At 38.4% G+C, this 14,111-nt stretch carries 12 protein-coding genes; 8 read left to right on the top strand and 4 right to left on the bottom strand.

Annotated features, from left to right (window positions below; translation table 11 throughout):
- Positions 1 to 162: 162 nt before the first annotated feature.
- Complete coding sequence (locus FNH22_RS29325; RefSeq protein ID WP_143402093.1) at positions 163 to 1,170, bottom strand: acyl-CoA reductase; 1,008 nt, start codon at positions 1,168 to 1,170, stop codon at positions 163 to 165.
- Positions 1,171 to 1,268: 98 nt separating this feature from the next.
- Between FNH22_RS29325 and FNH22_RS29330 the strand changes: the two genes are divergently transcribed.
- Positions 1,269 to 1,616: a 4Fe-4S dicluster domain-containing protein gene (locus tag FNH22_RS29330; RefSeq protein ID WP_143402094.1), complete on the top strand. Its 348-nt coding sequence runs from the start codon at positions 1,269 to 1,271 to the stop codon at positions 1,614 to 1,616.
- A gap of 62 nt (positions 1,617 to 1,678) precedes the next feature.
- Here FNH22_RS29330 and FNH22_RS29335 read toward each other — a convergent pair whose 3' ends face one another.
- Positions 1,679 to 2,584, bottom strand: a complete 906-nt coding sequence (locus FNH22_RS29335; RefSeq protein ID WP_185154489.1) for a DUF58 domain-containing protein — start codon at positions 2,582 to 2,584, stop codon at positions 1,679 to 1,681.
- 153 nt (positions 2,585 to 2,737) lie between these two features.
- Here FNH22_RS29335 and FNH22_RS29340 point away from each other — a divergent pair, with 153 nt between their 5' ends.
- The 4 genes from FNH22_RS29340 to cas6 all read left to right on the top strand — a co-directional run bounded on the left by FNH22_RS29340 (position 2,738) and on the right by cas6 (position 6,355).
- Positions 2,738 to 3,088 (top strand): DUF3276 family protein, encoded by a 351-nt coding sequence (locus FNH22_RS29340; RefSeq protein WP_143402096.1) that lies wholly within the window; start codon positions 2,738 to 2,740, stop codon positions 3,086 to 3,088.
- Positions 3,089 to 3,165: 77 nt separating this feature from the next.
- The gene (locus FNH22_RS29345; RefSeq protein WP_143402097.1) at positions 3,166 to 4,269 is read left to right on the top strand and encodes an AI-2E family transporter; all 1,104 of its coding nucleotides are present in this window, start codon (positions 3,166 to 3,168) and stop codon (positions 4,267 to 4,269) included.
- A complete protein-coding gene (gene ychF, locus FNH22_RS29350; protein ID WP_143402098.1) occupies positions 4,269 to 5,366 on the top strand; it encodes a redox-regulated ATPase YchF in 1,098 nt (365 codons plus the stop codon). The genes FNH22_RS29345 and ychF overlap by 1 nt, the downstream gene beginning before the upstream one ends.
- A 182-nt stretch (positions 5,367 to 5,548) precedes the next feature.
- Positions 5,549 to 6,355 carry a CRISPR-associated endoribonuclease Cas6 gene (gene cas6, locus FNH22_RS29355; protein ID WP_185154490.1) on the top strand — a complete coding sequence of 269 codons (807 nt, stop codon included), beginning with the start codon at positions 5,549 to 5,551 and terminating at the stop codon, positions 6,353 to 6,355.
- A gap of 143 nt (positions 6,356 to 6,498) precedes the next feature.
- Here cas6 and FNH22_RS29360 read toward each other — a convergent pair whose 3' ends face one another.
- Positions 6,499 to 7,776 carry a DUF5103 domain-containing protein gene (locus FNH22_RS29360; protein ID WP_143402099.1) on the bottom strand — a complete coding sequence of 426 codons (1,278 nt, stop codon included), beginning with the start codon at positions 7,774 to 7,776 and terminating at the stop codon, positions 6,499 to 6,501.
- Between the two features lie 104 nt (positions 7,777 to 7,880).
- Here FNH22_RS29360 and FNH22_RS29365 point away from each other — a divergent pair, with 104 nt between their 5' ends.
- The 3 genes from FNH22_RS29365 (at position 7,881) to FNH22_RS29375 (ending at position 11,549) form a co-directional block, all read left to right on the top strand.
- A complete protein-coding gene (locus FNH22_RS29365; RefSeq protein WP_143402100.1) occupies positions 7,881 to 8,432 on the top strand; it encodes an RNA polymerase sigma factor in 552 nt (183 codons plus the stop codon).
- A complete protein-coding gene (locus tag FNH22_RS29370) occupies positions 8,416 to 10,023 on the top strand; it encodes a hypothetical protein (RefSeq protein WP_143402101.1) in 1,608 nt (535 codons plus the stop codon). The genes FNH22_RS29365 and FNH22_RS29370 overlap by 17 nt, the downstream gene beginning before the upstream one ends.
- Positions 10,024 to 10,217: 194 nt before the next feature.
- Positions 10,218 to 11,549, top strand: coding sequence for an LVIVD repeat-containing protein (locus tag FNH22_RS29375; RefSeq protein WP_143402102.1), 1,332 nt, complete (start codon positions 10,218 to 10,220; stop codon positions 11,547 to 11,549).
- Between the two features lie 533 nt (positions 11,550 to 12,082).
- Here the strand turns inward: FNH22_RS29375 and FNH22_RS29380 are convergent.
- A complete protein-coding gene (locus FNH22_RS29380) occupies positions 12,083 to 13,990 on the bottom strand; it encodes an ABC-F family ATP-binding cassette domain-containing protein (protein ID WP_143402103.1) in 1,908 nt (635 codons plus the stop codon).
- Positions 13,991 to 14,111: the final 121 nt, after the last annotated feature.

Raw genomic sequence — 14,111 nt, forward strand, 5'->3', positions numbered from 1 at the left:
CCCATTAGAGTGGCTTACCCAAACCCTGAGAAAAATCCCTGAGTATAAGATCAACCAGTTACATGAATTACTGCCTATAAGAAAATAATCATAATTAAATACACGCCCAACACCGAAGGGATACATTAGTTATATGGGCTCATTATAAATAAAGACAGGCTTTTACAAGCCTGTCAGAAATTCCATTGTATCTATTCCGTCAGCATAATCATTTAATGTTGGGCATTGAGCTGTTCCAAAAGTCAGGCTGTTTGACCAGTGCCCATTTTCAGAGACAATGCACTGTATTTTGTGCTGTTGTCGTTCAATAGTTATTTTTAAGTTATCCAGGTCGGTATAGGTTTCGTAGAACAAAACGGAAATTGGAGATACCAATTGCGGATCTTCTTTTATAAGTAAGAAGCCATTGTCAAGGTGGTGTTCTTTGTTGACAAGGTAAATGGCCTTGTTGTAATCATAGTTGTTATGGTATTTATGATGATGTATTATAGACTGATATGGTTCGAGAGCAGCGAATAACGGTTTGAAATCATAGCCTTCCGGTACATATATTTTAGATACATTTCTACAACCCAATCCATAGTACAGAAATATGTCCTCCCCCAGTTTGGTTAGCACTTCTTGTCCTTCGGTTCCTGATAATATGCCGATTGATGTCCTGTTTTTTCGAATGATATTGGGATACTTGCCAAAATAGTATTCAAAGTAACGGGAAGTATTGTCACTTCCGGTGGCAATGACAGCGTCAATCCCTTTCAACTGATCCACCAGACGAAAATACGCAGATATCCCAGGGGATAATCGTGTCAACTGATCGAGAAGGTATGTCATGATAACAGTGTCCTTTGAGCTGGGCTTAATTACAGCAATATTCCCACTTAGCAATATGCAAAAAACGTCATGAAAACCTACGGCAGGAATATTTCCCGCCAGCACAACACCTATTAATTTGTTATTGCCCCTTATGTTGTACTGATTTATAAACTCTTCTATTGAATCTGGATTTAAGAATAATTGAATACCATATAGAGCACTTGAGACCGAATCCGGATCAAACCAGCTGTTTTCGGATCGTGCGGCGACCTGTAAGTTTTCAAGTTCTTCAGGGGGCATAGTTTTTAAATGATTACCTAGCTGAATAAAAACATTAATTTTCTCCTTGATGGTCATAAACTTTCGCTCTTAATATCTGTTTGTGGCTATGAATATAGTGTCTAACTTTGCAAAGGTTTTAATTTTTATTGAAAAGGAAATAGGAAGCTGGAGATATGGCTATAATGATAACAGATGAATGCATCAATTGTGGTGCATGTGAACCAGAGTGCCCCAATACGGCAATTTATGAAGGAGGAATCGAGTGGAACTGGTCAGGTGGAACAGAGCTATCGGAAGTGGAGTTGGAAGACGGTACTATCGTAGATGGCAAGGATGATCAGACACCGGTATCAGATGAATTTTATTATATAGTTTCAGGCAAATGTACGGAATGTATGGGTTTTCATGAGGAACCTCAATGCGCGGCGGTATGTCCTGTGGATTGCTGTGTGCCTGATCCTGACTATGAAGAGACTGAGGAAGAGCTGCTAGGTAAAAAGGCATGGATGCATAATGAGTAGCTTTGTAAGCTGAAGGTGAGTGCTGATGCCAGGTGTTGATTTATCTTGATAGGACATTATGATTATCTCATTTTAGCCCGTTTGATCATATAAGCGTTCAATATTTGATTGTAATCCTCACTGATATCAGCCTCAATAAGATCTATTTTTAACTGTGCACATCGAAGTTTCAGATGAGTATAATACTGTTGTGCTTCTTTAACGAAATGTTGCTTGATCTCGGATGGCTGGAGTTTGATCTTGTCACCAGATTCTAAATCAATGAATTCATGCGGCCTTTCTTCAAACTCGAATTGCAGTTCTGTTTTTTTATCGGTTACATGAAATACTAGTACTTCGTGCTTATTATGCTTGAGGTGCTGTAACCCCTTGAATATTTCTTCTAACTCATTTTCATTATCGAACATATCACTGAAGATAATGATCAGAGACCTCTTCCTGTTTTTTTTAGCCACTTCATGAAGGATCTTGCCTACAGAGGTTTGCTTATGTTTGGCAGGCTCACGGGCTAATTCCTGAAGGTTAATGAATAGTTTATTCAGATGAGATGATGTAGACTTTATATCCGAATTAAATTCAATTTTATCTGAAAATGTGCTAATACCGACCGCATCGCGTTGGCTTTGTAACAGGTAAGCAATAGCGGAAGCGGCCAATAAACTGAAGATGAGTTTCCCCTTGTAATCTACCGGATAATGCATGGATGAAGAATTGTCCACTACAATCTGACATCTCAGATTGGTTTCTTCCTCGTACCTTTTTGTGTATAAACGATCTGTTTTTGCGTACACTTTCCAATCAATATGTCGGGTGCTTTCCCCCGTATTATAGAGTCTATGCTCCGCAAATTCTACTGAAAAACCATGATAAGGTGATTTGTGCAATCCGGTTATAAAACCCTCTACCAACTGTTTTGCTAGAAAATCAATGTTGTTTACATCTTTGACTTTTTCCAGATCTAATTTCATAGGCAGGTCTTAAATAAAAAACGCTTAACAGCTAAGAAGCTAAATTGTTTTGACAATTCACTAGTACCACTTGCATTAAATATAAATATTATACTATATTTAGAGCAAGTTTTGCTAGGAAAGGGTTGATACATAAATTAAACTAACAGGATTGTGGAAGAGAATATTAACAATGAAAGGGAAGAAATATATTCAGAACGGGTGCGAGCAGGCAAACGGACATACTTTTTTGATGTGAAAGCCACAAGGTCAAATGACTACTACCTTACCATCACAGAAAGCAAAAGAAAATACAAGGATGACGGATTTACTTATGAGAAGCATAAAATCTTTTTATATAAAGAAGATTTCAACAAGTTTATGGAGGCTTTGAATAATACGGTCAACCATGTAAAAGAAGAACTAATGCCGGAAGTGGATTTCGATCAATTTGATCGGCGTGAACCATCTGAGAACGGGCATATGGAAAAAACTGAAATTGATACAGAGTTGAAGTGGGATTGATTACGTTTTAGTTCCGTATCAAAAATAATTAAATTGGGCCTTATCTAGTTAGATAGGGCCTTTTTTGTTAAACATCTATGCTTAAAAAAACACTCCTGATAGTTATTCTTATTGTAGTCGCCTTCATTAGCCTTGCATGGGTGTTCTCCGATATTTTTATTTACATAGCAGTGAGTATTGTGTTGAGTTCTATCCTCAGGCCCCTGACACAGTACATAGCAAAAATGCAGATCTTTAAGGTTAAGGTGCCGCGACTTGTTGCAGTATTGGTTTCTTTCCTTATTTTGCTTTCCTTAATTTCTTCATTTATCATACTGTTTATTCCACTGATATCTGAGCAGATCGAAGTGCTATCTGCATTGGACTATGAAGATCTATACAGTCGGAGTACTGTTCCATTAAAGAACCTGGAGTTGTTTATGATTGAAAACAATCTTACCAGTGCGCCTGAAGGGTTTATCGTAAATAACCTCAGAGAGAACATTATCTCTTTTATTTCCGGGATCAGCTTCAGTAACTTACTGAACGAGATCATAGCCTTTACGGGACAGTTCTTTGTAGGTATTCTGGCAGTAAGCTTTATTAGTTTTTTCTTTCTCTATGAAATGGGGCTATTGAGAAACAAATTGATTGACCTTATACCTAATCGCTATTTTGAAGTGACCATTGCTGCTTATAATAAGATTGAACGATTGCTTTCCAACTATCTCATCGGACTCCTTTTTCAGATGTTTTCCGTCTTTAGCATAGCAGCACTGGGGTTAAGTATTGTAGGAGTGAAGTACGCCCTGACAATAGCCTTATTTGCAGCAGTAGCCAATTTGATCCCTTATCTAGGTCCATTATTAGGCGCTTCATTTGGTATTTTGGTGGGTATGTCAACTGGTCTGGATATAGATTCTTCCCGTGAATATCTCTTTCTTATCGTTAAGATCATTTCTGTTTTTGGTGTTATGCAATTGGTGGATAACATTCTTCTACAGCCACTTATTTTTTCAAAAAGTGTGAAGGCCCATCCTTTGGAAATTTTTATAATTATATTTGCAGGCGCTTCTTTGGCAGGCATTACAGGGATGATTGCGGCGATACCCGTTTATACTGTATTACGTGTGTCATTTTCAGAGTTGTATGAAGGCTATAGAAGCTATGCGATATTTAAAATTCAGAAAAATAAAGTTTAATGGCTCTAAAGTGTGGCATTGTAGGCTTACCAAATGTTGGTAAGTCGACATTATTTAATGCTATTTCAAATAATAAGGCAGAAGCTGCTAATTTTCCTTTTTGCACGATAGAACCTAACGTCGGTGTGATTACTGTACCTGATGAAAGGTTAACTATATTAGAAGGGTTAGTGAACCCCCAAAAGGTATTACCTACCACGATCGAATTTGTAGACATTGCCGGGCTTGTAAAAGGTGCCAGTAAAGGGGAAGGGCTGGGAAATCAATTTCTTGCCAACATACGGGAAGTAGATGCCATTGCTCATGTCGTGAGGTGTTTTACGGATGATAATATTGTACATGTAGATGGTAGAGTAGATCCAATAGCTGATAAGGAGGTGATCGATATAGAATTGCAGCTTAGGGACCTGGATTCTATAGAAAAGAGAATTCAACGAGTAGAAAAAATGGCTAAAAGCGGTGACGCACAGGCGAAGAAAGAAATGACTGCGTTAACAGCCTATAAAAAGCACCTGGAATCCGGGAAAAATGCTCGTTCGATTGATCTCGACCCAGAAGACAGAGGTATAGAAAGAGAGTTACAACTACTCACAGCTAAGCCGGTGATCTATGTAGCTAATGTAGAGGAAACCGCTCTGCCGGATGGCAATCAATATGCTGATCAACTCAGGGCCATAGCTGTTGAAGAAGGGACGGAGATGGTGGTAGTTTCAGCTTCGATAGAAGCCCAGATCGCTGAGTTAGAAGATGCAGAAGAACGGGAAATGTTCCTGGCAGAGTATGGATTAAAGGAATCCGGCCTTAATAAACTTATCAAGGCGGCATACGCAATACTTGATCTTATTACCTATTTTACGGCAGGTGAGAAGGAAGTGAGGGCATGGACGATCCGTACCGGTTGGAAAGCGCCACAGGCGGCTGGTGTGATTCATACTGATTTTGAACGGGGTTTCATTCGAGCTGAGGTAATTAAATTAGCTGATTATCAAAATTATAAATCTGAGTTGGCATGCAGGGAGGCAGGGAAAGTATCAGTGGAAGGTAAAGATTACATTGTAGATGATGGAGACATCATGCATTTCCGGTTCAATGTCTAAAATCTGCTTTTCTATTCATTAGTCTTTTGGATTTTCAGTTTTATAGATTATTTTTAACAGACGCAATCGTGTCTATAAGAACATCTATTTGAATAAGTGAGGTCATAAGCTTTTTTATTTTTTGAGGATAACTTAGTGTGACGGTTGTAACGCTGATTTTTTAGGGAGGAAAAATTACCGCAGTGAGAGTCCGTATCGTTTTTCTTTTAAGAAATAGAGGGAGTTATGTCCCTTTTCACCATCAATACCTGTTGGCACAGATGATCAAGGGTATCCTTATGAAAGGGGGTACGAAAGATTTTGTGGATTTTTCACTTTATAATTTCTCAGGACTTAAAGGACAGACTAAAATAAGCAGGAAAGGGCTTCATTTTTATTCCTCAAGAGTTACGTTGGTTTTATCAAGCCCCAGTAAAGAATTCATTGACTACTTTCTGATGAATCTTTTTGAGTTGGAACAGGTTGAAATTGGTAACCTTGTCATTCAACCGGAAGATGTCGAACTGGAAAACCGCGTCGAGTTCGGAGATAACACCAAATTTATTTGCATCTCACCCGTAGTCATTCTCAGTTCTTCTTTTAATGATACTACGGCTAAAAGGTTTATTCCACCTGAGACAGACAGTTTCTCTGACCTGCTTTATGAGTCTACCATGACCAGAATGCAGAGCACTGGTATGTTTTCAGAAGAGCAAATGGCAGGGTTTTATAAATTTCAGTTAGTGCCAGATAAGAATTACCTTGCCAGATTGAATGCCGCGCAGAAAAAATTTGCCCGTATTTATCCTGTATTTGATCAGGATGTCAAATATGAGATTAGAGGATATACTTTTCCGTTTACACTTTATGCCGCCAAAGAAGTACAGGAGTTTGTGTTTCATAGCGGCCTTGGCAAATTCACTCATAAAGGTTTTGGTATGTTGGATGTAGCTAATACTAATCCGAATCAACGGGTGCTGAAGTATGAGTTCAATCTGGCACAGGCCTAGTTTTCTGTAACTTCGATTTATACTTTAGAATAATGCTTTTTTATCATCTGTTGTTAAATAGAATAGATGGCATAATTTCTTTTGCTGTAAGTGATCTTGTCGTTATGTAATTTAGGAGATGAGGCTAATGTGATCTCATAACGTTAGTTCCTGGGGTTAAGAGTCACTTGTGTATATCCCACTAACAGGTCGGCACCCAGATTCATAGGGCGATAGTATGCCATGATTTCGTAACCGTTTTCCGTTTCGTAGTGATTACCTTCCAGGTAACTGGAGCTTAACGTGTCTGCTCTAACCAGGTATTGGTAATTGTAAAACCCTTGTTTCAGGATCATGTCTGTTTGGTAAGTATTAGAACTTTTATTGAACGTCATTTTACTTTCGGCATCTGACATGTAATTGTTCATTTTGCCAATTACATGAACGTCGCCGGGCAAGAAGCGATCAGCATTCAACATGAACCTTACCGTTACATAATCGGATTGAACCTGTCCGTTGCCGGTGTCTGTGTTTTGAATATAGAAATCTCCATTGATATCTTCATATTGAGCATACGCCTGATATTCCCTGGTTTGATCTACCATAAGGTATGCCAGACTCGGATAGCTTTTCATGTCTACTTTCCCTACATTTTGCCCGGGATACCGAAGCGACCTAAGGTCAAAAAAGCGATACTCGTTGTTACCTGGAAAGCTATTTTCTCTGTCAAAGAAACGATATTCAAGAATGCCTTGACTTTCTCGTATAAATCGGGGTTTTAAGTTGAAGATAGCATTATCCCAGCGTTCGTTTTGACGTATTGTTACACTAAAAAATTCACTGGGATTAATTATTTCATAATCACTGAAGATCACTTCAAAATCTATCTGTTGATTATTCCTGTCAGCTGAGGTAACCCCTGTAAGATTACTTGTTACACTAATACCCACATTACGCTGATATATCATAAATCGTTTGGAAAGAATAATGTCTTTTGAGTTCGAGCCACGATAAGCTACGAGTAAATAGTTTCCGGGTAGCTTTACTCTTGGCAGGCGAAAAGAATAGTGAACATAACTGATTTTTGTATCTACGGAATATTCAAATGTAGTGATGTTGAATTCATTGTAGTCATATAGATAATCCAGACTCTTTAATCGTGATGGTGTCCAATCTGCATTACAATGTATCAGCATGACCCGATACTCCTCATGAGCTTCCACCAGATCATCAAATTCTAAAAACAAGGTGTTCTGATTGATAGGAGCTGTGGGCGGTAGTAACTTATCTTGTGGATTACCGGTATTCGGATATAATTGAACCGTTTTTATCTCTTCTTCGTAAGATACATCTTCGTATCTGAGTTTCTTACCTTTGTAAGGGTGATAAGATGTGGTTGATAATAAGCATATTAAAACTGTGATTCCAAGCAGTAAGCGCATAATGCCTCTTTTTTTCTCTAAATTTATTACTTATTCATTAAATCATTCCAACCTGATGGAACGCTTTAGTGTCTTAACATCAAAGCCCGGGCCAAACCTGTAATATGGATCCAGAAAAAGCGTTGATTGAAGGCTGCAAAAAAGGAGATCGTAAGTCTCAGCGGAAACTCTATGAAGAGTTTGCTCCGAAAATGACGGTAGTCTGTTTGCGTTACTCTAAATCCGACCAGGAAGCAGAAGATATTCTGCAGGAATCATTCATTAAAGTCTTCGATAAAATAAAATCCTTTAAGGGAGAGTCCAGGTTGATTTATTGGATAAAGAGAATTGTTATTAATACGGCTTTGAACCATTGCAGACGGAAATTATATATGTTTCCCATGGTTGATATCGATAAAATGCAGGACTCTTTTGAGTCAGATTTTTCACTTGCTGGATTTCATTTTTCAGAGTTGTTAAAAATGATCCAGTTGCTGCCATCCGGCTGCCAGGTAATATTTAACCTGTATGCACTGGAAGGATATAATCATAATGAGATTGCCGAGTCCTTGGATATAAGCGTAGGCACCTCAAAATCTCAATATTTCAGAGCTAAAATGTTGCTCCGTGATATGATACAGAAAGAGGAAAAAATGAGTTATGGACACACAGAATAAATCAGAATTTGAGCAGGAATGGGAAAATGCTTTTGAAGGAGCTGAAATACAGCCTTCAAAAGCCGTGTGGGACAGAGTGGCATTAGCTCTGGCGAATTCTGCTAATGGTTCATTCCGAAAAAAAATAATAGTGTTTAAATTATTGGCGGCAGCGTCTGTGGCCTTTGCGATGACTATTGGAGGTATAGGACTATACAATGGCTATTTCGAAGACGCCAGTTTACTAACACCAGGTGAAAAACTATCTAAAAACCAGTTAGATGATCGTACTCCGGCCGAGGTAAGCAGCCAGGCACCGGAAACTACTGAAAAGGCCCAACCCAATATTTCTTTTGAAAGTAACACTGCAAACCAACTGGCAGCTGCCACTAATTCTGAAATGAAAGAAGGAAGTGAACTTATCTCTTCAGAAGGACCTGTGCCTGCTAATATGGTTGATGCCATACATGCAAATGATGGATCAAACCCTCCTTTGATAGCTGAGACGCAAACCTCTACACGTACGGCTGAAAGAGTTTCTACCGATACAAAACAGGTTTTGTCTGATGTTGAAAGTAAGAACGTTTACAGCACGGCAATAAGTGAAGAAAAGTCCAATTCGTCTTATGCATCTTTGGAAGAGCTGGTTGAAGATCCGAGGCATTTGCAGGATGCCGATAAAATGGGGCGTGATCCAAATGTGGGTTCACTGGAACAGGTACCTGAAAAACTTGAGAAACTGATGGCTCAGTTGGAGACAGCCTCCCTTCGGGAAAGAGAATTAACCATGGTACCCTGGTACGTATTTAATCAAACAAACGATAGAAAAACAAGTAAAAACAAGGCCTGGGCTGGTTTAGGCATGGGAGGTGGTGAATTTAACTTTTCAGGAGCGTCTCCCTTACCGACAACGGCAAATGCAGCGATACTTTCTCCCAATGTAGAAGACTTATTCGGTTATGATTATAATGAAGCCAGTAATCAATTTACACTTCTTAATAATGAACAATCCAGGAGGTCTGAGCAACCGGACATTGGAGAAGAACAGAGCGGAACATCTTTTAATATAGGATTTAATGTTGGTGTGCGAGTAGCACAGCGCTGGATTATTCAAAGCGGAGCAAGTTTCATTGAAAGGAATACAACTAATACTTCTAATGTCGTTTTGCAGGATGGTACTGGAAATTCAAACCCATTGGTAATAAGTGATGCAGATGTGTTAAACAGCTCGGAAAATGTTTTAGTCGTTCCGGAATATGATGTTGAGAATAAGTATCAATTGATTTCTGTACCACTTCAGGTAGGATATGTTGTGTTAGACAGGAAGTTGGCAATTACACTGCTTGGAGGTTTTTCTAATGATGTACTTTTAAGTAGAAAAGCCAGTACTGAGTTTGCCGAATTTCAGGATTATTCAGGAAGAGGTGGATATAGAAAGTACAATGTGGCAGGTTTGTTGAGTACTGAAATAGGTTATAAACTTGGTAGTAATTACCAGGTATCTCTTATGCCGCAAATAAGAAAATCTGTTCATTCCATTCGTACGACTCGGGATGATGAGAAACCCACCTTTATGGAAATGGGCTTTCGTTTTAAATATATCATTGACTAACAAGTCTGATATTTTCACAATGATTTAAACTATTTAATTCCAGGAAAGAGTATTCTGGTGTTTGATTATCCTTACTTAAGTGATTTTGATCACATATAATATCTCATTCATCGAAAAATAATAAAAACAAGTCCGTTTCCAACTTAGCTTTAATAAGAAGTGTCTTTAGAATAAGCGAATAAATCACTTTTATAATGAAAGCACTTATACTTCAAATATTAATCCGGCAAAAGGAGAAGATCATATGGTTTCTGTCCATAGCGTTGTTGATCATTGTGGGGTTTTTTGCGGGTGGGTGCACAGAGGATTGCGAACAGCAAACGCAGTATTTTTATATGGAGCCTGTTTATACCTCTCTGTCAGAGATTCGTACAGCGGTCAACGTAACGGAACCAGTGGAAATTAAACATACCGGAAAGATCTTCTTTAAAGATAACCTGCTTTTTGTCAATGAGCCGAATGAAGGTATCCATGTCATTGATAATAGTGACCCTTCAAACCCTTCACCCATAGCATTTATCACTGTTCCCGGTTCTTTTGATTTGGCGGTAAAGGGAAATGTATTGTTCACAGATAGCTATATTGACCTAATCGCCATTGATATTACAGATGTTAGAAATGCGAATGAAATAGATCGCATTGAGAATTTATTTGATGGGTATAACTCATACGGATTTTATGCGGATCCGCAGCTAGGCATAGTCACCGACTGGGAAGAATCAGGAATGGTAGATGTTATCGAATCTGATTGTGCGGAAGGAATTGAAGCATGGGGAGGTATTTATTATGAAAGTGGCCTGGCTATGGCAGATGCTTCCGGGTTTAGCCGTCAGTCGGCCATAGCTCCTTCTAACCCTGGAGTAGGAGGGTCCATGGCAAGGTTTGCGCTAAGTGGTGATTTTCTCTACGCTATTGATGCCGATAAGCTACAACCTGTGGACGTTAGTCTTCCTTCTGCCATGACTGCTGCTGACGAAACAGTTGTTAATTGGGGGATTGAAACGATCTTTCCTAACAACGATGTACTTTTCATCGGTGCTCAGGACGGTATGTATATTATGGATATATCTAATCCTTCAGCACCTGATCTGATTTCCAATTATCAACACGTCAATAGTTGTGACCCTGTCATTGTAGATGGTGATCTTGCTTTTGTTACACTTAGGTCTGGAACTGAATGTCAAGGGTTCACTAATCAATTGGAGGTGATTGATATTTCAGACCTGAAGACACCCAGACTTTTGCATACATATGCCATGGATAATCCACATGGATTGGGAAAAGAGGGAGATGCCTTATTCATTTGTGACGGAGCTTCCGGTCTTAAAGTGTATGACGCAAGTGATGTTAGCGTCATTGACAAAAATCAATTGGTTCACTACAGTGACATACAAGCTTTTGATATAATTCCATTTAATAATGTAGCTATGATGATTGGTGCCAATGGGTTATACCAATATGACTATTCTGACTTGAATGATATTAAACTTTTGAGCCAAATAAAAGTATCAAATGGAATTGAATAAATTCTTAAATATGATTTTCATCATTTTCTCTTTGAATTTATATCCACATGGGAGTTCATGTGAAGAGATGAGATTTAAAGTAAAGTTGAGGTTGCCAGTAGGTGGTTATTAACTGTTTTGTTATCAGTTTATTATGGTTTGGTTCAATTTTTGCCATCGTCAAGGAAATGAAATTATCATGTGTTAGGAAAGAACTGTTTGGAATAATAAACATGATAAATTACATGTAAAAATGCTTTTGTTGGATTACAATATTTGCGTCATACGGATTGTAATAACGATGTTTACTAAAAATAAAAATAAAATAATATAACTTTGTCAACAAAAAAAAACAAAGTAAGAAAATGATGGAGTTACTATTATTTTTTAAACCACAAGATCAGAACTGAGTCTAATCTCAGGATCGAGTTACTTTTTTAATCTTTTGAATATTAAATAATATTATGAGCACTTACCAATTACAACTTAAGAAGCTGGCTTTAAGGTATGTGGTAGTGGCTGGAGTTTGTTTCTTGCTTATACTTATGATCTGATCAGGATTGTAAGCGTTCAATTTGAGTAAATAATTCCTCCCACTGTCCATTTAATTCTTCTAATTGTTTTTTTAGAGTTTCGTACTCGGTATTGGCAATTAGAAGTTGATCAGCATCTCCGTATACTGTTGGATCGGCAAGATGATCTTCTTGCCGTTTGATTCTTAATTGGAACTCATCTATTTGGGATTCCAGTGCACTGAGTTCTTTTTCCGCTTTTTTGAGCTCTGTGTCCGTTTTAGGTTTCTCTGGCTTTGGTCTTTTTTCTTTTACCTTAATCCCGTTAGTAGACTCTTCACTTTCTTTAGGCGGTGTTAAGCTGTCTTTCCAGTAGATGTACTCATCATAGGTTCCAGGATATTCTTTTATCTCAGTGTCTTCAATATACCATATTTTATTGGCTACTTCTGACACAAAATGACGATTGTGAGAAACTACAATACATGTGCCTTGGTATTGTTGTAATGCCTGTATGAGAATGTTTTCCGAAATAAAATCAAGGTGGTTGGTAGGTTCGTCTAAAAGAAGGAAATTGGCCTCTGAAATCAGTGTTTTGGCCAGTGCTACTCTTGATTTTTCACCTCCTGAAAGTACTTTGATCTTTTTAAATACATCATCATCACTGAAAAGGAAACAGCCTAATAGTTGACGTAATTCCAACTCTGTTTTGTCCAAACCAGACTGTTTTAATTCCTCAAGTATCTCATTACTTACATTTAAGGCTTCCAACTGATGTTGGGCATAAAACCCTTTGATCACATTGTACCCTTCCTCCCGAAGGCCTTCTATGCTCTCCGACCCTGAGATGATCCTTAGCAAAGTGGACTTGCCTTTGCCGTTAGCTCCGATAAGAGCAATCTTATCACCCCGTTCTATGTGTGCTGTAGAGTTCTTGAAAATGGTGAGGTCACCATAACTTTTTGACACATTTTCGAGTCTAATGATATGTCTTCCTGATTTTTGTTTGAAACTAAACCGGAAATTTACAGCTGCGGTGTCATTTACCACATCTTCAATCATATCCATTCGCTCCAGCGCTTTTACCCTGGATTGAACCTGACGCGCTTTTGTTGCCTTGGCTCTAAACCTTTCAATGAATTTTTCAGTCTGTTTGATCTTTTGCTGTTGATTATCAAAAGCGTTCTTTTGTATCTCAGCTCTCAGCTCTTTTTCTTCCAGATAGAAGTCATAATTACCTTCGTAAGTGATTAGATCACCACCTGTTACCTCCACTATTTTAGATGCGGTATTATTGAGAAATTGCCTGTCGTGAGAGACTACGATCACCGCACCTTCATAATTTCTTAAATAATTTTCTATCCATTCAATAGACGGTAGGTCGAGGTGGTTAGTTGGTTCATCCAGCATGAGCAGAGAAGGTTTCTCCAGCAGTAGCTTGGCTAACATTACACGCATTCTCCAACCACCAGAGAATTCCTGCAGAGGCCGCTGTAAGTCCGTTGTCTTAAAACCTATACCTTCCAACACTTCTTCAGCCCTGGCTTGCATACTATATCCATCCAGTGCTTCGAAGCGCTCTTGCAGCTTTGATAACTTGTCTACAAGGTCGTCGGTGTAATTGGTTTCCATTTGCTTCAAAACAGCATCTATCTTCTTTTGTATTTGAACGGCTTCTTCAAAAGCCAGCATCGATACCGTTAAAATACTTTCCTGACTTTGATATGAAAGAAGGTCTTGGTTCAGGAATCCCAGAGAACACTCGTTACTTTTACTTATTTCACCCTTGTCAGGTGGATAGTCTCCGTTAATAAGCTTAAGCAGAGTAGACTTTCCTTTACCGTTTAAACCTATCAGACCTATTTTGTCTTTAGGTTTTATGTGAAGAGAAGCGTTTTCATAAATTACTCTTCCTCCTATGTAGTAGCACAAATTATTGATTGCGAGCATAAGGGCAAAGGTATTTCATCCCACCTGATCAATGAAATCAAAGTCAGAATAATAATAACATTAAATATTAGAGTGTCACTGAAATTTGTCGAGTGCTATTTTGAGTCGTATAAAAACTGTT

It is taken from the genome of Fulvivirga sp. M361 (assembly GCF_007097395.1).
Classification (GTDB): Bacteria; Bacteroidota; Bacteroidia; order Cytophagales; family Cyclobacteriaceae; genus Fulvivirga.

What these genes read in the sequence shown, in the direction of transcription:
- FNH22_RS29370 (WP_143402101.1), top strand. Translation starts at nt 8,416, where the DNA reads ATGGACACACAGAATAAATCAGAATTTGAGCAGGAATGGGAAAATGCT.
- FNH22_RS29345 (WP_143402097.1), top strand. Translation starts at nt 3,166, where the DNA reads ATGCTTAAAAAAACACTCCTGATAGTTATTCTTATTGTAGTCGCCTTC.
- FNH22_RS29365 (WP_143402100.1), top strand. Translation starts at nt 7,881, where the DNA reads ATGGATCCAGAAAAAGCGTTGATTGAAGGCTGCAAAAAAGGAGATCGT.
- FNH22_RS29380 (WP_143402103.1), bottom strand. Translation starts at nt 13,990, where the DNA reads ATGCTCGCAATCAATAATTTGTGCTACTACATAGGAGGAAGAGTAATT.
- FNH22_RS29375 (WP_143402102.1), top strand. Translation starts at nt 10,218, where the DNA reads ATGAAAGCACTTATACTTCAAATATTAATCCGGCAAAAGGAGAAGATC.
- FNH22_RS29325 (WP_143402093.1), bottom strand. Translation starts at nt 1,170, where the DNA reads ATGACCATCAAGGAGAAAATTAATGTTTTTATTCAGCTAGGTAATCAT.
- ychF (WP_143402098.1), top strand. Translation starts at nt 4,269, where the DNA reads ATGGCTCTAAAGTGTGGCATTGTAGGCTTACCAAATGTTGGTAAGTCG.
- FNH22_RS29330 (WP_143402094.1), top strand. Translation starts at nt 1,269, where the DNA reads ATGGCTATAATGATAACAGATGAATGCATCAATTGTGGTGCATGTGAA.
- FNH22_RS29360 (WP_143402099.1), bottom strand. Translation starts at nt 7,776, where the DNA reads ATGCGCTTACTGCTTGGAATCACAGTTTTAATATGCTTATTATCAACC.
- FNH22_RS29335 (WP_185154489.1), bottom strand. Translation starts at nt 2,584, where the DNA reads ATGAAATTAGATCTGGAAAAAGTCAAAGATGTAAACAACATTGATTTT.